This window comes from Streptomyces sp. CB02056 (genome assembly GCF_001905545.1).
GTDB lineage: Bacteria > Actinomycetota > Actinomycetes > Streptomycetales > Streptomycetaceae > Kitasatospora.
Genome location: NZ_LIPD01000016.1, coordinates 107,083 through 125,649, shown reverse-complemented (window position 1 = coordinate 125,649; position 18,567 = coordinate 107,083). Strand labels below are relative to the sequence as shown.

17 protein-coding genes are annotated in these 18,567 nt (G+C 74.5%); 7 read left to right on the top strand and 10 right to left on the bottom strand.

Annotation, left to right across the window (positions count from 1 at the left end; genetic code table 11):
• Positions 1 to 118: 118 nt before the first annotated feature.
• The 4 genes from AMK13_RS43145 to AMK13_RS34125 all read right to left on the bottom strand — a co-directional run bounded on the left by AMK13_RS43145 (position 119) and on the right by AMK13_RS34125 (position 3,696).
• Positions 119 to 1,210: a LacI family DNA-binding transcriptional regulator gene (locus AMK13_RS43145; RefSeq protein WP_158077780.1), complete on the bottom strand. Its 1,092-nt coding sequence runs from the start codon at positions 1,208 to 1,210 to the stop codon at positions 119 to 121.
• Between the two features lie 98 nt (positions 1,211 to 1,308).
• Complete coding sequence (locus AMK13_RS43835) at positions 1,309 to 1,653, bottom strand: DUF4229 domain-containing protein (RefSeq protein ID WP_380718657.1); 345 nt, start codon at positions 1,651 to 1,653, stop codon at positions 1,309 to 1,311.
• Between the two features lie 114 nt (positions 1,654 to 1,767).
• Positions 1,768 to 2,298: a GNAT family N-acetyltransferase gene (locus tag AMK13_RS34130; protein WP_074005508.1), complete on the bottom strand. Its 531-nt coding sequence runs from the start codon at positions 2,296 to 2,298 to the stop codon at positions 1,768 to 1,770.
• 81 nt (positions 2,299 to 2,379) lie between these two features.
• Positions 2,380 to 3,696, bottom strand: a complete 1,317-nt coding sequence (locus AMK13_RS34125; protein ID WP_074005507.1) for an MFS transporter — start codon at positions 3,694 to 3,696, stop codon at positions 2,380 to 2,382.
• A 120-nt stretch (positions 3,697 to 3,816) separates the two neighbouring features.
• Here AMK13_RS34125 and AMK13_RS34120 point away from each other — a divergent pair, with 120 nt between their 5' ends.
• Positions 3,817 to 4,899, top strand: coding sequence for a GlxA family transcriptional regulator (locus AMK13_RS34120; RefSeq protein ID WP_074005506.1), 1,083 nt, complete (start codon positions 3,817 to 3,819; stop codon positions 4,897 to 4,899).
• 404 nt (positions 4,900 to 5,303) lie between these two features.
• On the opposite strand, the gene AMK13_RS34115 is transcribed toward AMK13_RS34120, so the two are convergent.
• The gene (locus AMK13_RS34115) at positions 5,304 to 5,777 is read right to left on the bottom strand and encodes an ATP-binding protein (protein ID WP_049658191.1); all 474 of its coding nucleotides are present in this window, start codon (positions 5,775 to 5,777) and stop codon (positions 5,304 to 5,306) included.
• Between the two features lie 698 nt (positions 5,778 to 6,475).
• Between AMK13_RS34115 and AMK13_RS34110 the strand changes: the two genes are divergently transcribed.
• The gene (locus AMK13_RS34110) at positions 6,476 to 7,054 is read left to right on the top strand and encodes an RNA polymerase sigma factor (RefSeq protein ID WP_074005505.1); all 579 of its coding nucleotides are present in this window, start codon (positions 6,476 to 6,478) and stop codon (positions 7,052 to 7,054) included.
• A complete protein-coding gene (locus AMK13_RS34105) occupies positions 7,051 to 8,277 on the top strand; it encodes a zf-HC2 domain-containing protein (protein WP_074005504.1) in 1,227 nt (408 codons plus the stop codon). The genes AMK13_RS34110 and AMK13_RS34105 overlap by 4 nt, the downstream gene beginning before the upstream one ends.
• A gap of 27 nt (positions 8,278 to 8,304) precedes the next feature.
• On the opposite strand, the gene purU is transcribed toward AMK13_RS34105, so the two are convergent.
• Together purU and AMK13_RS34095 are read right to left on the bottom strand one after the other, a co-directional pair.
• Positions 8,305 to 9,168, bottom strand: a complete 864-nt coding sequence (gene purU / locus AMK13_RS34100) for a formyltetrahydrofolate deformylase (protein WP_181970649.1) — start codon at positions 9,166 to 9,168, stop codon at positions 8,305 to 8,307.
• A 141-nt stretch (positions 9,169 to 9,309) separates the two neighbouring features.
• The gene (locus AMK13_RS34095; protein WP_234348233.1) at positions 9,310 to 9,744 is read right to left on the bottom strand and encodes an SCO4402 family protein; all 435 of its coding nucleotides are present in this window, start codon (positions 9,742 to 9,744) and stop codon (positions 9,310 to 9,312) included.
• Positions 9,745 to 9,999: 255 nt separating this feature from the next.
• Here AMK13_RS34095 and AMK13_RS34090 point away from each other — a divergent pair, with 255 nt between their 5' ends.
• The gene (locus tag AMK13_RS34090; protein WP_049649970.1) at positions 10,000 to 11,301 is read left to right on the top strand and encodes an ABC transporter substrate-binding protein; all 1,302 of its coding nucleotides are present in this window, start codon (positions 10,000 to 10,002) and stop codon (positions 11,299 to 11,301) included.
• 86 nt (positions 11,302 to 11,387) lie between these two features.
• On the opposite strand, the gene AMK13_RS34085 is transcribed toward AMK13_RS34090, so the two are convergent.
• Positions 11,388 to 12,644, bottom strand: a complete 1,257-nt coding sequence (locus AMK13_RS34085) for a hypothetical protein (RefSeq protein WP_074005502.1) — start codon at positions 12,642 to 12,644, stop codon at positions 11,388 to 11,390.
• 178 nt (positions 12,645 to 12,822) lie between these two features.
• Positions 12,823 to 14,199, bottom strand: a complete 1,377-nt coding sequence (locus AMK13_RS34080; RefSeq protein WP_049649968.1) for a hypothetical protein — start codon at positions 14,197 to 14,199, stop codon at positions 12,823 to 12,825.
• A 306-nt stretch (positions 14,200 to 14,505) separates the two neighbouring features.
• Here AMK13_RS34080 and AMK13_RS34075 point away from each other — a divergent pair, with 306 nt between their 5' ends.
• Positions 14,506 to 15,216 (top strand): bifunctional DNA primase/polymerase, encoded by a 711-nt coding sequence (locus AMK13_RS34075; RefSeq protein ID WP_074005501.1) that lies wholly within the window; start codon positions 14,506 to 14,508, stop codon positions 15,214 to 15,216.
• Positions 15,217 to 15,700: 484 nt separating this feature from the next.
• Here AMK13_RS34075 and AMK13_RS34070 read toward each other — a convergent pair whose 3' ends face one another.
• Positions 15,701 to 16,393 (bottom strand): metal-dependent transcriptional regulator, encoded by a 693-nt coding sequence (locus AMK13_RS34070; RefSeq protein WP_049649967.1) that lies wholly within the window; start codon positions 16,391 to 16,393, stop codon positions 15,701 to 15,703.
• Positions 16,394 to 16,613: 220 nt separating this feature from the next.
• Here AMK13_RS34070 and AMK13_RS34065 point away from each other — a divergent pair, with 220 nt between their 5' ends.
• Both AMK13_RS34065 and AMK13_RS34060 read left to right on the top strand, forming a co-directional pair.
• A complete protein-coding gene (locus AMK13_RS34065; RefSeq protein WP_049649966.1) occupies positions 16,614 to 17,378 on the top strand; it encodes a sugar isomerase domain-containing protein in 765 nt (254 codons plus the stop codon).
• 271 nt (positions 17,379 to 17,649) lie between these two features.
• Complete coding sequence (locus tag AMK13_RS34060) at positions 17,650 to 18,567, top strand: DUF4231 domain-containing protein (protein WP_049649965.1); 918 nt, start codon at positions 17,650 to 17,652, stop codon at positions 18,565 to 18,567.

Here is an 18,567-nt window from a genome sequence, read left to right as displayed (position 1 = left end):
GATTATTCACCCGATTGGAGCAATTCTGAACGCATCCGAGGGGCATCTGTGAGCCACCTGAGGGCCATACGGGGGCAATCCGGACGGAGCGGCACCACCCAGTGGTGACGGACCGTGATCAGCCCGTCGAGGCCGAACCGGCCGGCGCCGTGGAGGAGCGCAGCACCAGCGAGGTCGCCAGCGGCGCGACCGGCGCCACCCGCTCCCCGCGCAGCAGGGCCGCCAGCGCGGCCGCGCCCGCCCGGCCCAGCTCCTCGCCCGGCAGGTCGACGGTGGTCAGCGGCGGGGCGAGCAGCGCGGCCACCGCGACGTTGTCCATGCCGACCACCGACAGGTCCTCCGGCACCCGCAGCCCCAGCTCGGCGGCGGCCTGGTAGACCCCGGAGGCGACCACGTCGTCGTCGCAGAGCACCGCGCGCGGCCGGTCCGCCCGCTCCAGCAGCCGGCCCGCGACGGCCCGCGCGGCCCGATGTCCGTCGTTCAGACTCACGCCCAACTCCACCACCTCCAGGCCGAGTTCACGGACGGCCTGCTCGAAGGCGGCCTGCCGGACCCGGAAGGTGTACGCGGAGTGGCTGGAGCGCAGCCGGCCGATCCTGCGGTGGCCGAGCGCGGCCAGGTGCTCGACCGCGGCGCGCATCCCGCCGGCCACGTCGAGTTCGACGGTCGGACGCGCCCGGTCGGTGCCGGGGTCGGCGTCCAGGAAGACGGCGGGGGTGTCGGCGGGCAGCTCGCCGAGCTGGCTGTCGTCCGGGGAGCAGATCAGCAGGCCGTCGAAGCGGCCCGCGGTGGCGGCCTCGGCGAGGGTGGCGCTGCCCCAGCCGGAGCTGACCACGACGGCCAGGCCGTTGCGGCCGGCCTCCTCGTGAACGCCCTCCAGCACCCGGCCGAAGAACGGGCCCTGGAGGTTCGGCACGGCCAGCAGGATCATCCCGCTGCGGCCGAGCCGCAGCTGCCGGCCGGCCGCCTGCGGGCGGTACCCGAGGCTGCGGGCGGCCTCCCGGACCCGCTCCCGGGTCGCCTCGGAGACCCGTCGGCCGGCCTCGGCGCCGGAGAAGACCAGGGAGACGGTGGCCTGGGAGACCCCGGCGAGCCGGGCCACGTCCCGGCCGGTGGGCCGGCGGACGGGGGCCGGCCAGGTGCCGAGCGCCGCCTCGACGGACGGCTGCCCGGCGGACGGCTGCTCAGCGGAAGGCGGCTCGGACGGCACGGCGGAAGACGGCTCGGGCGACTCGGCGGAAGGCGGCTCGGACGGCACGGAGTCTCGGGTGGCGGGCACGGCGGCTGCGCTCGCGGGCGGGGCCGGGGTCAGCTCTGGCCGGCGGTGGCCGCGCGGGCGGCGTCGTCGGCGGCGTCCTCCTCGGCGTTCTGCGCGGCGATCCGCTCGGCGGTACGGCTGCGCATCCCGGAGACCTTGCCGCTGATCTGCTCGGACATCGCGTCGCGCTGCCTGCCCAGCAGCGCGTAGCTGAGCGGCGCGGAGGCGAGCGCGGCCAGCAGGAAGAGGAAGATCATGCCGGCCTCGCCGCTGACCGGGATGACCTGGAAGTGCCCGAGCAGCAGGGCCACCAGCAGGCAGCCGAGGAAGATGCTGACCCGCATGGAGGTGTAGCGGAGCGTGGCGTGCGACTTCTCCGGGCCGTTGCTGGTCACTCGACACATCCTTCTTCGTTGCGCTGGGGCCGGTCCTCCAGTCAAGCATGCCTGACAGCCGGAACGGGGCACGGGGCACCCGGTCCGGCCCGGACGGCCCGACCGGGGCCGGTGTCAGCGCAGGTCGAGCCACATGGTGATGTCGTCCCGGTCGTCCCCGGGGGCGACCCGGATCGCGGCCGGCACCCGGCCGACCTCCCGGTAGCCGCTGCGGGCGTAGAACCGCTCCAGCCCCTGGCCGCCGCGCGCGGTGAGCCGCAGCGACTCCAGGCCCCACTCCCGGGCCACCCGCTCGGCCTCGGCGAGCAGCCGGGCGCCGTGGCCGAGGCCCTGGAAGTCGGGGTGCACCATGACCCGCTTGAGCATCCGCCAGTGCTCCATGAGGTCGAAGCGCATCGACTCGAAGAACAGCACGCCGACCAGCCGGCCCGTCCCGCTCTCGTGGGCGACCAGCAACCGGTCCGGACCGTCCGGCGCGATCCCGGCGAACTGGTGGTCGGCGGTGTCCCAGACCTCCTCCTCGGTGACCGGCGCCACGAAGCCGACCGCCCCGCCGGCGTTGGTGACGTCGACCCACAGCCGGACGATGTCCGTCCGCAGGTCCGGGTCGGGCTTCGGGTCCAGGGTGAAGGTCAGGGCGGCCATGGACCGGAGCCTAGACCTCCGGTACGACAGCCCCGCCCGGGGGCACCGGCCGTCACCGGAGCCCACCGGGGGCACCGGCCGTCACGGCAGCGCCGGCACCGCCCGGTCGGTCCGCCCGGTGCGCAGCGCCAGGCAGAGCCCGACCGCGACCGCGCACAGCCCGCCGGCCCCGTACCAGGTGAGGTCGTAGTTGCCGAGCGCGTCGCGGGCCAGGCCGGCCAGTCCGGCGACGACGGCCGCGCCGATCTGGTGGGCGGCGAGCACCCAGCCGAAGACGATCGGGGCGTCCCCGCCGAAGTGCCGGCGGCACAGCGCGACGGTCGGCGGCACGGTGGCCACCCAGTCCAGCCCGTAGAAGATCACGAAGGCGAGGATCGGCGGCTGGAGCGTGCCGGCCATCAGCTGCGGCAGCAGGAGCAGGGACAGCCCGCGCAGCCCGTAGTAGACGGTGAGCAGCAGCCGGGAGTCGACCCGGTCGGTGAACCAGCCGCTGGCCACGGTGCCGACCACGTCGAAGACGCCGATCAGGGCGAGCAGGCTCGCGGCGGTGGTGACCGGCATGCCGTGGTCGTGCGCGGCCGGGATGAAGTGGGTGCCGACCAGGCCGGCGGTGGTGGCGCCGCAGATCGCGAAGGAGCCGGCCAGCAGCCAGAACGCCCGGGTGCGGGCGGCGTCCCGGAGCACCTTCAGCGAGCGGGTCAGGGCGCGGCCCTCGGTCACCGGCGCGGGCGGGGCCTCGGTCGCGCCGTACGGGAGCAGGCCGACGTCGGCGGGCCGCTCGCGCATCAGCAGCAGGACCGGGACGGCGACGGCGCTGGCGGCGAGCGAGACCACGACCACGGCCGAGCGCCAGCCGTGCTGCTCGACCAGCCAGGCGCCGACCGGCAGGAAGACCAGGTTCCCGGCGGCCCCGGCGGCGGTCAGCACCCCGGTGACCAGGCCCTGCCTGGCCTGGAACCAGCGGCCGGTGATGGTGGTGGCGAAGGCGCCGGCCATCGAGCCGCTGCCGAGGCCGACCAGCACGCCCCAGCAGAGCACCAGTTGCCAGGGCTCGCGCATCAGCATGGTCAGCCCGGCGCCGACCGAGATGGTCAGCAGCGCGCAGACCACCACCAGGCGCACCCCGAAACGGTCCATCAGGGCGGCGGCGAACGGGGCGGTGAGGCCGTAGAGCGTCAGGTTGACGGAGGTGGCGCTGGAGATCGTCCCGAGCGACCAGCCGAACTCGTTGTGCAGGGCGTCCATCATCAGGCTCGGCGTGGAGCGGAAGCCGGCCGAGCCGAGCAGGACGAGCAGGGAGACGGCGGCCACCACCCAGGCGTAGTGCACCCGGGGGCGCTTGGCCGGGGCGGGCGGTCCGGAGCGGGAGGCGGGGGCGAGGACACGGCGTTCGGTCACGCGAACGAGTGTTCCGGGCCGCCCGGCGCCGGACGAGTGGCCTGAATGACAGCTTTCGCAAGAATCGGGCCAAGGTCCGACGTAGGCTGGCCCGGACCCACCGACATCCGAGGGGACGGCATGGCACACCTGGTCGCGGTACTCGCCCTGGAGGGCGTGATCGCCTTCGAACTCGGCATCCCCGCCCGCATCTTCGGCGGCGCCAAGGACCCGGCCGGGCGGCCGCTGTACGAGGTGGCCACCTGCACCCTGAACGGGCGGCCGGTCGCCACCAGCGCCGACTTCCGGATCGTCGTCGACCACGGGCCCGAACTGCTGGAGCGGGCCGACACCGTGGTGATCCCGGCCTCCGCCGACTCCAGCCCGGCCGTCGCCGACACCTGCTTCACCCCAGCACTGGCCGCCGCGCTGGCCCGGATCCGGCCCGGCACCCGGCTGATGTCGATCTGCACCGGCTCCTTCGTGCTCGCCGCCGCCGGCCTGCTGGACGACCGCCCGGCCACCACCCACTGGCGCTACACCGAGCGCTTCGCCCAGCTGTTCCCCCGGGTGCGGCTGGACCCCGACGTGCTCTACACCGACGACGGCGACGTCCTCACCTCCGGCGGGGTGGCCGCCGGGGTGGACCTCTGCCTGCACGTGGTGCGCCGCGACCACGGCAGCGCGGTGGCCAACGCGGTGGCCCGCAACTGCCTGGTACCGCCGTGGCGCGAGGGCGGCCAGAAGCAGTACGTGGAGGCCCCGAGCCCGGTGGACCCCGGCGACAGCGGCACCGCCGCGGTGCGCGCCTGGGCGCTGGAGCACCTGGACCGGCCGCTGGTGCTGCGGCAGCTCGCCGACCGGGCGGGGATGAGCGTACGGACCTTCACCCGGCGCTTCCGGGAGGAGACCGGGGCCAGCCCCGGCCAGTGGATCACCACCCAGCGCACCGAGCGGGCCCGCCAGTTGCTGGAGCGGACCGACCTGACGATCGACCAGGTCGCCCGGGAGTCCGGCTTCGGCACCGCCGCCTCGCTGCGGCTCCAGCTGCGCGGCCGGCTCGACGTCGCGCCGAGCGCCTACCGGCGCACCTTCCGCGCCCTCCCCGAAAGCAGCGCCCTTCCCGAAAGCAGCGCCCTTCCCGAAAGCAGCGCCCTCCCCGAGAGCGGCACCGGCCACGGGAGCCCCACCGTCGCCGAAGGCCCTACCCGACGGGCTTCCTGAGCGAAGTCTGGGAACGGACCGGCCGGTGGCCGGATCCTGTCGCACGGGGGCGACGCATTGGATGGCGGCAGGCCGAGCGCACTGCGAGCACGGCACGGCAGGCCGCCATCCAACCGCGGCGCGCGAGCCCTGAGTCCGCGCCACACCCTCCGCACTCGCCAAGGAGCGGCCCGTGGCCGACCGTCCGCGATCCCCCCTGCTGGCACGAATCCCCTGGACAGCAGCACCGCGACGGTGGACGAACGTCCCCTCGGCGTCCCCTCGCAACGGAGCGCCGCACCCAAGAGTGATCAGTCGGATACGTCACGTCAATGGGTAGTCCGAAATTCGGAATGGTTGCGTCACCTTTCGGCCGGTGATCAGCACCGGTGATCGGCACCCGCGGACGGCCGCCGCGAAAGCCGCTATTGCGCCAAAGCCGCCCAGTCCACGTCGGCCAGCGGCTCGGTCGGCCGGGCGTCACTGCCGATCTCGCACCAGACCCGCTTGCCCGAGCCGTCCGGGTACCAGCCCCAGCGCTCGCAGAGCAGCTCGACCAGCTCCAGGCCGCGCCCGTTGGTCGCGTCCTCGTCCGCGCCCGCGTGCCGCGGGGCCGGGGGGGCCTGGCTCGCGTCGGCGACCTCCACCCGCAGCGGGGCGGCCGGGCCGCCCTCCTGCGGGCCGTCGGCCACCGGCAGACAGAGCCGCAGCACGGCCGGACAGCCGGTGTGCACCACGGCGTTGGTCACCAGCTCCGAGACCACCAGCACCACCGTCTCGGCCATCGGCGCGTCCGGGTCCACCCCGTGGTTCAGCAGCCGCGAGCGCACCCACCGGCGGGCCCGACCGACCTCGGCGGGGTCAGCCTGCACCGCCAGCTGTACCTGAAGAACCTGCACCGCTCCACCACCCGCACTCGCAGTTCGGCTGAGTCCCGGTCGGGCCGGACCGGCCGGCGGGCCCGAGCCCGTCGCCCGGTGCCGCCCGAGCCGTGCCCGGGCGCCCGCGCGATCCGTTCGCCCGCGCCCGTTCGTCCGCGCCGTCTCGTCGGTCGGGCACCGGCCGCGACACGAATACGCCTCAGGATGGGCGGGGGGACGGAACGCAGCAAGCGCTTCGGGCATATTCCGGCGATCGGGCGACAGCGCGGTGCATACTGTCCCGCTCACGCTCGCGAGCCTCGTACCGGTGATCGTCCGACCCGGGCCGACCTGCCGGTCCCGCGGTCGGGAACCTACCGCCGCGCACCCCGGGCGCCCCGCCCGCCACTCGCGAACCACCCGTGCGGCGCGTGTCCGACGGTGCTCGTACGGCGGCGCCGACGGACGCCCCCGCCGCCCCTGCCGTCACATCGACCGACCGTCGCACCATCCGACGGTCCGGTCCCGGAGGACGACGGCCCGGTCCCGGAGGACGACGGTCCGGTCCCGGGGTCGGCGGTCCGGTCCCGGGGTCGGCGGTCCGGACCGGGGAGCACGTCCAGGAGGACGGCGATCCGTGGGGAACGGTTCCGTTCTTGCCGGAATCGCCCCCGGCGCCGCCCGGCCGCGGGATACCGTTGGGTACGCCAGCGAACCCGTCAGGAGGGTGGTTCCCGATGGCCACCCCGGAGCGGACCCCGCGCTGGGACGAGCAGTTGCAGCGCCGCCTCGCCCGCGGCGAGGAGACGGCGCTCGGCGAACTCTACGACCAGCTCGCGCCGATGGTGCACGGCCTGGCCGGGCGGATACTGGCCGACCAGGCCGCCGCCACCCAGCTCACCCGGGAGGTCTTCGCCCACGTCTGGGAGCACCCCGAGGACTTCGACCCCGCCCGGGGCTCGCTGCGCTCCTGGCTCGGCGCGCTGACCCACCACCGCGCGGTCGAACGGCTGCGGGCGCGGCGGGCCGCCGACCGCGGACCGGGCGCGGAGGCCGAGATCCGCGCCGTGGCCACCGCCGCGCGGATGCAGTACGTGGTCGACTCCCTGCCCCAACCCCTGCGTGAGACCATCGCGGTGACCTACTACGACGGTCGCACCTACCACGAGACGGCCCGGCTGCTCGGCATCAGCGAACAGGTCGCCAAGCAGCGGATGCGGCTCGGTCTGGAGCTGCTGGCCACCGAACTGGCCGAGGAGCGCGCCCGCCAGGACGGAGCCGGGGACGGAATCGGGCACGGGGACGGGGAGACGTGAGCAGCACTGAGGAGCAGCACGACGCCCTGCGCTCGCTGCTCGGCGCGTGGGCCCTCGGCGCCTGCCCGGCCCGCGAGGCGGCCGAGTTGGAGCAGCACCTGCGCGACTGCCGGGAGTGCGCCGAGGAGGCGGCCCGGCTGCGCGAGGCGGCCGGCTGGCTCTCCCTGGACGAGCCGCTGGACCAGCCCGGCTCACTGCGCCAGCAGGTGCTCGACTGGTGCCTGGCCCGTCGGCCGGCCGAACTGCCCGTCCCCGCCTGGGGGATGCCGTACACGGCGGAGACCGCCAAGCTCGACGCGCTGCTGCGCGACCTCGGCCCGGAGGAGTGGCAGGAGGTGGCCGAACTGCCCTGGCACGGCGGCACCGAGTGGCTGCGCCCGGCCGAGGTGCTCGGCCACCTGACCGCGGTGGACGGCTTCCTGGCGCTGGCGCTCGGTCTGCCCGACCCGGTGCCGGCCGCCCCGGGCCTGCCCGCCGCGCGGATCGGGCGGCGGGTGCCGCCGCAGGAGCCGGCCGCCGGTCCGGCGGTGCCGCGCGTCCCGGCGCAGGGCGGTCCGTACGCCGCGATCACCGCGCGCACCGCCCGGCTGGTCGCCGACCAGCGCGGTCTGGCACCGCAGTCGGTGCGCTCCCGCTGGCGGCGGCAGGCCCACGACCTGGTGCGCGGGGCCGCGCTCCGGCCGCAGGGCAACACCCCGGTCGACTACGGCTTCACGGTGCTGCCGCTGCGCGACGCCTTCGTGGACCGCGCCTTCGAGTGCTTCGTGCACGGCGAGGACGTGGCCCGGGCGGTCGCCTACCCGTACGACCCGCCGGCGCCGCAGCACCTGCGGCAGATGGTGGAGCTGGTGGTCCGGCTGCTCCCCCGGGCGCTGGCCGGGCTGCGCGCGGCCCGCCCCGAGTTCGCCGGGGTGCCAGCCGCGCCGGTGGGCGGGGTCAAGGCGGCCCGGCGGGTGCGGCTGATGGTCGACGGCCCGGCGGGCGGCGAGTGGCTGGTCCCCCTCGACGGCGACGGCCTCCGCACCGACGGCTCCGACAGCACCGACGGCAGAGCCGGCAGAGACGGCACCGAGCCGGTGGCCTCGATGGTGCTGGACGGCCTGGAGCTGTGCCAGCTGGCCGCGGCGCACCGCGACCCGGACCGGCTGCCGGTCGGCACCCACGGCGACCGGGCCGCCGTCCGCGAGGTGCTGCACGCGCTCCCGCTGCTCTCCAGGCCGTAGCGGGCCCCAGGGCCCCGGCGCCGCGCCTCAGGCGAAGACGACCGTACGGGTCCCGTCCAGCAGCACCCGGTGCTCGCTGTGCCACTTCACCGCGCGGGCCAGTGCCTGGCACTCGACGTCCCGGCCGAGCGCGACCAGCTGGTCGGGGCTGACGTCGTGGGTGACCCGGGCGACCTCCTGCTCGATGATCGGGCCCTCGTCCAGGTCGGCGGTGACGTAGTGGGCGGTGGCGCCGATCAGCTTCACGCCGCGCGCGTGCGCCTGGTGGTACGGCTTGGCGCCCTTGAAGCTCGGCAGGAAGGAGTGGTGGATGTTGATCACGCGGCCGGACAGCGCGGTGCACAGCTGGTCGGAGAGCACCTGCATGTAGCGGGCCAGCACGACCAGTTCGACGTTCTCCTCGGCGACCAGGTCGAGCAGCCGCTGCTCGGCCTCGGCCTTGGTGTCCTTGGTGACCGGGATGTGGTGGAACGGGACCCCGTAGCTCTCGGTCAGGTCCTTCAGGTCGGTGTGGTTGGAGACCACCGCGGCGATCTCCACCGGCAGGGCGCCGATCCGGGTGCGGTAGAGCAGGTCGTTCAGGCAGTGCCCGAACTTGCTGACCATGAGCACGATCCGCATCCGCTGCTCGGTCGGGTGGATCTGCCAGTCCATGCCGAAGGAGGCTCCGATCGCGGCGAAGCTGGCCCGCAGCTTGTCGGCGGTGACCGGCTCGGGGGCGGAGAAGTGCACCCGCATGAAGAAGAGCCCGCTGTCGCCGTCCCCGAACTGCTGGCTGTCGATGATGTTGCAGCCGGTCATGAAGAGGTAGCTGGAGACAGCGTGGACGATGCCCTGCTTGTCGGGGCAGGACAGCGTGAGGACGTACTGGGCGCCGGCCGGCTGCTGCACTGGGGGTATCCCGTTCTAGGTCGTGACGTGCGTGGACGGTCCAGCGTGTCACATCCCGGACATGCGCCGTCCCGCTGCCCGTACTGCGGGACGGCTGCTGCCGCGGGGCGGCTGCTACTGCGGGACGGCGGCGCCCGGCGGTCAGACCCGGGTGAGGATGCGCAGCACGTCCAGCGACTTCGGCGGCGCGTCCGGGTCGTCCCCGTCGCCCACGGCCATCGCGACGTGCGCCTCGCGGGCGGCCCGGACGGTCTCCGGCCAGCCGGGGTGGCCGAGGTAGGCCGAGGCCGGCGCGTCCGCACCGACCTCGTGCAGCATCTGCACGGCCCGCAGCACCGCGACGTCCACCAGTGCGGCCTCGGCGGCGTCGCGGAAGATCGTCCCGACGTACTTCTCGGCCGACCAGTGGTCCAGCCAGGTGTCCTCGACCAGCCGGTAGACGGCGTCGGTCACGTCGCCGTACCCCTCCCGGCCGGTCAGCCAGGCCTCGTGCTGGAAACCGGGGTCGGACAGCATGTGCAGCGCCGAGCGCATTCGGGCTCGCCAGCGCCACCAGGGCAGGTCGTTGAGCGGCATGCCGCCCATCGTGCTGGAGCGGTGGCCCGGACGAGAAGGGTTTCGGGTGGACCGATACGAAGAATCTGTGCTGGCGGACATGGTGAACGATCGTACGTTCCCCGTCTGTTCGTGCTCCACTCGCGATCTACACGCGTACCGCCCCGGATTTCGGCGTCCGTTTGCCGTCCGTTCGCACTTCGGCCCTCTCGGCTTGCGGCGCCGGGGCTTGGCTTGCTCCGGTGCGCCGGAGGGCGCCCCAGAGAGGGAAAACCGATGACCAGCCGAAGGGACTCCTTCCAGGCCCGTCCCCCGATCGTGCGACGCCGCCGCCGACGCCCGATCGCAGCCGCCGCCACCGCCGCGGTCCTGCTCCCCACCCTCTTCTCGGCCTCCGCGTGCGGCGGATCGGCCGATGCTTCCACCAGTGGCAGCGACCTGACCGTGATGACCTGGGCCCCGGCGGGCACCGGCTCCGCCGACCGCCCGGGCATGACGGCGCTCGCCTCCGCCATCGGCCAGGACGTCAACACCAAGGGCGGACTGAACGGCCACCGGCTGCGCGTGATCACCTGCAACGAGCACAACACCGTGGACGGTGCCCGCGCCTGCGCCCAGCAGGCGGTGGACGCCAAGGCGGTCGCCGTGATCGGCTCGTACAGCCAGTGGGGCGAGGCGTTCATGCCGGTGCTGGAGCGCGCCGGCATCCCGCTGATCGGCGGCTACGGGCTCTCCCAGCCGGAGTTCGCCAGCCCGCTGTCCTACCCGGTGGACGGCGGCATGCCGGCGCTGATCGCGGGCAACGGCCGCCAGCTGGTGGACGCCGGCTGCAAGTCCGTCGCCCTGGTCCGCCCGGACACCCCGGCCGGCGACAACCTGCTCGGCTACCTGGGCACCGCGCTGCGGCCGGCCGGGATCCGGCTGACGGACGTCAAGGCGCCCGAGCAGTCCTCCGACTACACCCCGGTGGTCCGCAAGGCGATCGGCAAGGACGAGCCGGGCACCTGCGTCACCAGCGCCCTGGCCGCCGAGCCGACCGGCAACCTGCTGGACTCCTACCGGCGGCTGAACCCGAAGAACACCCGGATCGCCTCGATCATCGGCAGCGTCCAGCAGTCGGTGGTGGACTCCACCGGCGGCGACTCGGGCCCGCTCGGCGGCGCCTACGTCACCAGCTGGTACCCGCCGGAGTCGGCGAAGATCTGGGACGGGCTGCGCGCCGTGGTGCGCACCGACACCACCAACGGGCACCCGATCGACGTCTCCGACCCAGGCGTGCAGACCACCTGGGTCGCGTACGAGGTGTTCCGGACGGCGGTGCAGAAGCTGGCGGAGGCCGGCAAGCCGGTCTCCTCGAAGGCCGTCTCCTCGCTGCTGGACGGCGGCGAGGTCATCGACGTCGGGATCACCCCGCCGCTGAACTGGGGCACCACCAACATGCTGCCCAGCAGCGGGTCGCCGCGGCTGGTGAACACCTGGGTCACCTACCAGGTGGTCAGGAACGGCCGGATGACCCTGCAGCAGCCGGGCTTCGTGGACATCCGCTGGACGCTCACCGGAGGCCGTCCGCCGGCCTGACGCGCGCCGCCCGGAGAGGGGACGGGCCCTCGGGCCCGTCCCCTCCGGTCGTTCAGGGGCCGCCGTCGCTCAGCGGTCGCCGTCGCTCAGAGGTCGCCGTCGTTCCGGTTCGGCAGTCCGCTCTGGGCGGCGATCGTGTTCCAGAGGGTGGCGGCCTGCTTCTTCGCGGTGGTCGCGGTGCCGCTGGCCTGGACGGCGTTCTTGTAGTGCGGGTTGTCCTGCTTCTTCGCGTCGCAGGCGCCCTGGGCGTCCTGCGCCCAGGCCGCGTACTCGTCGTCGGCCTGGGCGGAGGCCGTCCAGGCCGCGTTGAGCTGGTCGACCAGCTGCTGGCCGCCGGGCAGCTTGTCGGTCTTCAGCTGGCCGAGCTTGCTCTGGAGCTCGCGCCGCTTGCCGGCCGCGGCGGTCAGCGCCTGCTGGGACTCGGGCAGCTTGTCGCACTTCTGCACCGAGGCGACCGCGGAGACCACCGAGCTGCGGCTGTCGCTCGCGGTGCCCAGCAGGTCCGACAGCGGCTGCGCCTGGGCCTTGACGTCCGGGTCGACGGCCGCGCCGGAGCCGCTCGCGCTCGCCGTCCCGGGGGCGCCGGTGCCGGTGGCGCCGGCAGTGGCGGCCACCGGGCCGGTCTTCTTGGTGTCGTCCGTGGGCTCGCTGCCGCCGTTCATCAGGACGGCGACCAGGATGCCGGCCGCCGCGCAGCCCGCCACCACACCGCCGATGATCAGCTTGTTGGACGGACGCCCGCCCCGCCTAGAGCCACCCGCCTGGGTCGCGTCGAAGCCCTGGCCGTAGTCCTGCCCCTGCTCCGGGGCGTAGCCCTGGTGGTAGTCCTGCGCCGGGTAGGCCGGCTGCGGCTGCGCGGCCGGCGGGTAGGCCTGGTAGCCGGGCGCGGGCTGCGGCTGCGGGTAGCCGGGCTGGGCCTGCGCCGCCGGGTAGCCGGCCGTCTGCGGGTCGCCGCCGGGGTAGGGCGGCAGGTACTGGGTCTCCGGGGCCGGATCGGGCTGCGGCGCACCGTACCCGGGCTGCGCGGCGCCGTAGCCGGGCTGCGGCGCGCCCCACGGGGCGTTCGGCGCGGGCATCGGCTGGCCCGCCATCGACTGGCCGGGCATCGGCTGCGCGGGCATGGCCTGGGTCGGCAGCGCGTGCGCGCCCTCGCCGAGGTACTCCGGCTGCCCGGACGGCTGTCCCACCGGCGGCACCGCCGAGTGGGCCTGCGGCGGCACCGCCGAGTGGGCCTGCGGCGGGCCCGGCTGGCCCGGCTGGCCCTGGGGCTGGCCGGGCTCGGGGCGGAACAGGTCGTCCAGGTTGAAGTCACCGGAGTTCGGGTACGAGCGGCGCTGACTCAACGCGATTCCTCACCTGTGCAGGACCGCGCACTGACGGCGGACCACATCTCGTCGGTTCTTGGGAGCATCACAGTTCCATTGGACGTCGCGCCCACGCTACCGGTTCGCCTCACCGGGTGACCACGTGGGCGGGACATCCGTCACGCTCCCTGCACAGACGATCCGCGGCGGCCCCTGGTTAGGCCGCCTCGGCGTCGGCCCGGGCGTGGAACTCCCGGACCACCCGCTGCTCCCGGTAGGGCTCCAGGCGGCGCCGGAACTCGTCCAGGTACTCCACGCCCCGGTTGGAGCGCAGCCCGCTCAGCAGCCGGACCGCCTGGGTGCCCGTCTCGCAGGCGCGTTCCAGGTCCCGCTGCTGGAGCTGGGCGGTGGCCAGCAGGACGAGGTCCACCGCGCGGCGCCGGACCCGGGTCGGCGGGTGCAGGTCGAGCGCCCGCCGGGCGTAGTGCTCGGCCGGGCCGGCCTGCTCCAGGTCCCGGTGGCAGTGGGCGAGCTCGTCCGCGAGGTAGGCGTCGTCGAAGTGGGCGATCCAGTCCGGGTCGTCCTCCGGGCGGCGCTTCTCCATCGCCTCCAGCGCCCTGGCCGACACGGTCTCGCAGGAGCGGGCGTCGCCGAGCAGGGCGTGGCCGCGGGCCTCGGCGGCGTAGAACATCGCCATCGCCGTCGGGGTGGCCACCGAGCGGGCGCCTTCCTGGGCGGCGCGGGCGAGTTGGGCGATCTCGCGCGGGTTGCCGAGGGTGGCGGCCAGGTGGCTCATCGAGGCGGCCAGCACGTAGCCGCCGTAGCCGCGGTCGTCGGCGGCCTGGGCCAGCCGCAGCGCCTGGATGTAGTAGCGCTGGGCGAGCCCGGGCTGTCCGGTGTCCACCGCCATGTAGCCGGCCAGTTCGGTCAACCTGGCCACGGCGGCGAAGAGTTGGCGCCCGGTCTCCTCCCGGTAGGCGCCGCCGAGCAGGCCGGAGACCACCGAGTTGAGGTAGTGCACCACCACCGGGCGCACGTGGCCGCTGCCGAAGCGGTGGTCCAGGTCGACCAGCATCGCGGTGGTCGCCTTGATCGCGGCCACGTCGGTCGGACCGACCCGGGGGCCGCCGGCCCGCGCCACCACCGGGTCCGGCGGGGTGATCAGCCAGTCCCGGCTGGGCTCCACCAGCGCGGACGCGGCGACCGTCGCGCCGGTCAGGAAGTCCCGCCGGCCGACGTCACTGCGCCACAGCTCGCACACCTGCTCCAGGGCGGCGCCGATGGTCGGCGCGAACTGGAGCCCGATGCCGGAGCTCAGGTTCTTGCCGTCCGCCATGCCGATCTCCTCGACCGACACGCTGCGGCCGAGCTTGCGGCCGAGGGCCTCGGCGATCACGGCCGGCGCCTGCCCGCGCGGCTGCTGCCCGCGCAGCCAGCGGGCGACGGAGGTCTTGTCGTACCGAAGGTCCAGCCCGTGCTCGGCGCCGCAGAGGTTGACCCTGCGGGCCAGGCCGGCATTGGAACAGCTGGCCTCCTGGATCAGTTGCTGCAGACGCTCGTTGGGCTGTCGTGCGACGAGTGGTCTCGCGGCCATTGGGCTTCGCCTCCCCACACCCTCCGGTCCCGGCCGGCGGGCGACGATTCTGCTGATCTGTTGCCGACTGTCCGACCGTCCAAGGAATCTGACACCAGGTTAGCGATCAGCAACGCCAGCGGGATACCCACGGTGACGAACCGCACCCCCCTTGCGCCCTGGTAAATGCTCCTGTGCGCCCCCGCTGCGCCTGCCCTCGGGCCCTTCAACTCGGTCGACTAACCGGAACGGGTGACATTGCCGCGATGCACCCAACCGGGCGGCTCCGGGCCGTAACCAGCCTCACGCACGGTAGTTGAGCACCCCGTGGAAGACATCCCCGACGCGGACCGGAACGAGAAGGCCGCTCCGCCCCCCTTACTCATCGAAGCCGTCGGCTACGCCGAGACCCGCCACTGGGAGGTCGCCCCGGGCGCCTGGCTGGTCGACGACGGCGACGGCGGCGTCCGCTGCTCCTGCGGCGACCGGCGCTGCACGCTGCCGGGCGCCCACCCGCTGGACCCGGACTGGGCGCGGCAGGCGAGCGCCGGCCCCGGCGCGGTGCGGAGCTGGTGGACCGAGCGGTCGCAGGCGTCGATCCTGCTGCCCACCGGGCGCTCGTTCGACGTCCTGGACGTCCCGGAGACGGCCGGCTGCCTGGCGCTCGCCCGGATGGAGCGGATGGACCTCCAGCTCGGACCGGTGGCGGTCCAGCCCGCCGCGCCCGGGCGGATCGGGCGGCGGCTGCACTTCCTGGTGCTGCCCGGGGTCGCGGCCAGGCTCCCGGAGATGCTCCGCCGGCTCGGCTGGCCGCCCGGCCGGCTGGACCTGGTCGCCCGCGGCGAGGGGGACTGGACGGTCGCCCCGCCGTCCCGGATCGGCTCCGTCGGGTACGCCCAGTGGGCCCGCTCCCCCACCGCGCTCAACCGCTGGCTGCCGGACGCCGCGGAACTGATCAGCCCGCTCGCGTACGCCTGCGGCCGCGAGGCGCCCTCGGTCCGCACCGCCGGGGCCGCCCAGCCCGCGCCGGTGGGCTGAGCCCGGGCCGCTCCGTCCGACCCACTCCGTCCGAGCCGCGCCATCCGGCCTGCTCCGTTCGGCCCCGGGCGTGTCGGACGCCCCCGAGACCAGCCGCCCTCTGCCGATCGGGTGAGGGCGTGCTCCGCGCGACACCACGCGCGCGAGTGACGGGCCTTGTCCCCCACCGGGGACGGGGCCCGTCATACGCATGTCCGGATAAGGCCTCCGTGTACCCGCTGGTCAACCGGCAAAGCCCCTCGTACGAGTGACAGCACTCAAGGATTGCCATGATCGGCCGAGGGGAGGAATTGCGATGTGTGGGGACGCCGGCAGGGGCGCTCGGACGGGGAAGCCGGGCGGCGGCGACGGAGGGGAAGCGGGAGGGAACAGGAGGGGACGGAGGGGATGGGGAGGACGAAGGGGCCCGCTGCACGGGGAGCAGCGGGCCCCTTCGCCGTACCGGAGCACCCGGCGTACCGGAGTACTCAGGCGCGGTACGGGCTCAGGCCTGGGCGACGAAGACGTGCTGGGCGATGTCCTTGCCCAGCTCCGCCGCGTTGTCCCCGGTGCCGACCAGCACGCCGCCGACGCCGGCGCTCACCTTGACCGTGGAGCCCGGCCGGACGCCGGCCCGGCGCAGGGTGCTCATCAGCGCGCTGTCCGTCTGGATCGGCTCGCCGATCCGGCGGACCACGACGTCGGCCCCGGCCTCGCCCGGCTTGACGGTGTCCAGCGGGACGAGCCCGGCGTCGAAGCCCTCGCCCTCGGCCTTGGTGTCGCCCAGCTCGTCCAGGCCCGGGATCGGGTTGCCGTACGGGGACTGGGTGGGGTGGCCGAGCATGGCGAGCACCTTGCGCTCGACCGTCTCGCTCATCACGTGCTCCCAGCGGCAGGCCTCCTCGTGCACCTGCTCCCACTCCAGGCCGATCACGTCGACGAGCAGGCACTCGGCGATGCGGTGCTTGCGCATGACGCGCACCGCCAGCCGACGGCCCTCCTCGGTCAGCTCCAGGTGGCGGTCCCCGGCGACCTGGAGCAGCCCGTCGCGCTCCATCCGGCCGACCGTCTGGCTGACCGTGGGACCGCTCTGTTCCAGGCGCTCGGCGATGCGGGCGCGCATCGGGACGATGCCCTCCTCCTCCAGCTCCAGGATGGTGCGAAGGTACATCTCAGTGGTGTCGATCAGCCCAGACATCGCCGCTGGCTCCGTTCTTCGGTGTCCTCACCGCCAATTCTGACGTACCGGACCGACAACCGGGTCCGCCCCGGGGCTCCGGGGACCCGTTTTGTTCCTGTTGACAACGATGCCGCCGGGGCGCGACCGTGCTCGCCGAAGCTTTCTCCACCGGCGGTCTGGACCACCCGGACCACCCCACCCGGCCGGATCCCCCACCGGCAGAGAGCGAAGGCAGCAGATGAACGACCTGGTCGGCCGGTACTTCGACGCGGCGATCTCCCACCTCCAGCGGGTCCGCGAGGAGGAGGCCGACACCATCGAGGCTGCCGCCGCGCTGCTGGCGGAGGCGATGACCGAAGGTCGCCGGGTGTTCACCTTCGGTGCCGGGCACTCCGCGCTGCCGGCCCAGGACGTGGTCTACCGGGCCGGCGGGCTGGTCCCGGTGAACCTGCTGAACGTGCCCGGGATGGCCGGGGTGACGGTGATGCCCGCGCCGCTGTCCAGCGCGCTGGAGCGGGTCTCCGGGCTGGCCACCGCCACCCTGGACCTGACCCCGGCGACCGCCGGGGACCTGCTGTTCGTGATCTCGCTCTCCGGCCGCCAGGTGATGCCGGTCGAGCTGGCCCGGTACGCCCGGGACCGCGGTCTCAAGGTCGTCGGTGTGACCTCGCTCGCGTACCCGCGGGAGGTGCCCTCGGCGCACCCGACCGGCACCTACCTGAAGGACCACTGCGACGTGGTGCTGGACAGCAAGATCGCGGTCGGCGACGGCGAGCTGACCCACCCTGGCGCCGAGACCACCTTCGGCCCGGTCTCGACCATCGTGACCAGCGCGCTGATGCAGGCCGTGGTCGCCTCGGCGGTCGGCCGGCTGGCCGACCGGGCGGCCGCCGGGGAGTGCCCCGCGCCGCCGCTGTTCCGCTCCGGCAACGTCCCGGGCGGCACCGAGTGGAACGCGAAGCAGATGGCCGAGAACGCCGAGCGGGTCTTCTACACCTACTGAGCCGCACTCCCGCCCGGGTGAACCCGCCGGTCCGCACCGGCAGGTCGCCCGCGCACACCCGTCGGCCGCCGCACGCCCCCACCGCCTCCCGCACGCTGGGTGCCGGACCGAACACGGGGAGTACCGGACAACCACCGGGTCTTCCCGGCCACATCCGGCCGCCCCGGCCGTCACCAGGCGTACCGGCGAGCCGCCCGGGGCAGGAGAGCGGTGCGACCGGAGCGACTGGTGGGGGCCGAACATGGCGTCTGTTGCGGGACGGACCGGGTGGGTGCGTGAGCGGGACCTGCTGCCCGAGTTCTTCTGGGCCGCCGACGCGGCCTCACTGCGCGGGCAGCGGCGCTCGGTGCTGCTCTCCGCCTGGGAGCTGGTCCTGCTGGTGGTCGCCGCGGCGACCGGCTCCGCCGACGGCGAGCCCTGGGCCTGGCCGGCGGCGGCCGCCTACCTCGGCGCGATCGCGCTGGCCGTGGTGATCAGCCGGCAGAACCCGCAGGGCCTCTGGTACGAGGGCCGGGCGGCCGCCGAGTCGGTGAAGACGCTGGCCTGGAAGTACGCCGTCCGGGCCGACGCCTACCAGCCCCCGCCGCGCCCCCTGCCGGACGCCGAGGGGCTGTACCGCTTCCAGCTCGCCCGGGTGCTCGGCGCGTTCCGGGAGACCCCGGTGGGCGTCCCGGACGCCGGGGTGGAGATCACCCCGGCGATGCGCGACCTGCGCGGGCAGCCGCTGGCGGTGCGCCGCGAGGTGTACCTGGCCGAGCGGATCCGGCTGCAGCACGACTGGTACCGCGCCAAGGCCCGCTACTGCGCCCGCGCCGGGCACTGGGCCGGGGTGCTGGGCGTGCTGCTGCCCGCGCTGGGCCTGGTGCTCGCCGTCCTGCGGGCGCTCGGCGCGTTCGGCTACGACGCGCTGGGCACGGTGTCGGCGGTGGCCGCCTCGGTCGCCGCCTGGGCGCAGCTGCGCCAGTACCGGCCGCTGGCCGCCGCGTACGCCCTGGCCGCCGAGGAGCTGGCGCAGGTCCAGCGCCAACTCGCCCAGCTGGACCTGGAGTCGATGGAGGCCGAGGAGGTCTGGGCCCGCCTGGCCCGGGACGCCGAGGACGCGATCTCCCGCGAGCACACCACCTGGCAGGCGCGCCGGGAGGTGCGCACCACCACCGACCGGGAGCACGCAACCGACCCGGAGCACTGA

Excerpts from the sequence above, each read along its gene's own strand:
- AMK13_RS34120 (WP_074005506.1), top strand. The coding sequence starts at position 3,817 with ATGGCACACCTGGTCGCGGTACTCGCCCTGGAGGGCGTGATCGCCTTC.
- AMK13_RS34065 (WP_049649966.1), top strand. The coding sequence starts at position 16,614 with ATGAACGACCTGGTCGGCCGGTACTTCGACGCGGCGATCTCCCACCTC.
- AMK13_RS34110 (WP_074005505.1), top strand. The coding sequence starts at position 6,476 with ATGGCCACCCCGGAGCGGACCCCGCGCTGGGACGAGCAGTTGCAGCGC.
- AMK13_RS34095 (WP_234348233.1), bottom strand. The coding sequence starts at position 9,744 with ATGCCGCTCAACGACCTGCCCTGGTGGCGCTGGCGAGCCCGAATGCGC.
- AMK13_RS34070 (WP_049649967.1), bottom strand. The coding sequence starts at position 16,393 with ATGTCTGGGCTGATCGACACCACTGAGATGTACCTTCGCACCATCCTG.
- AMK13_RS34090 (WP_049649970.1), top strand. The coding sequence starts at position 10,000 with ATGACCAGCCGAAGGGACTCCTTCCAGGCCCGTCCCCCGATCGTGCGA.
- AMK13_RS34130 (WP_074005508.1), bottom strand. The coding sequence starts at position 2,298 with ATGGCCGCCCTGACCTTCACCCTGGACCCGAAGCCCGACCCGGACCTG.
- AMK13_RS34080 (WP_049649968.1), bottom strand. The coding sequence starts at position 14,199 with ATGGCCGCGAGACCACTCGTCGCACGACAGCCCAACGAGCGTCTGCAG.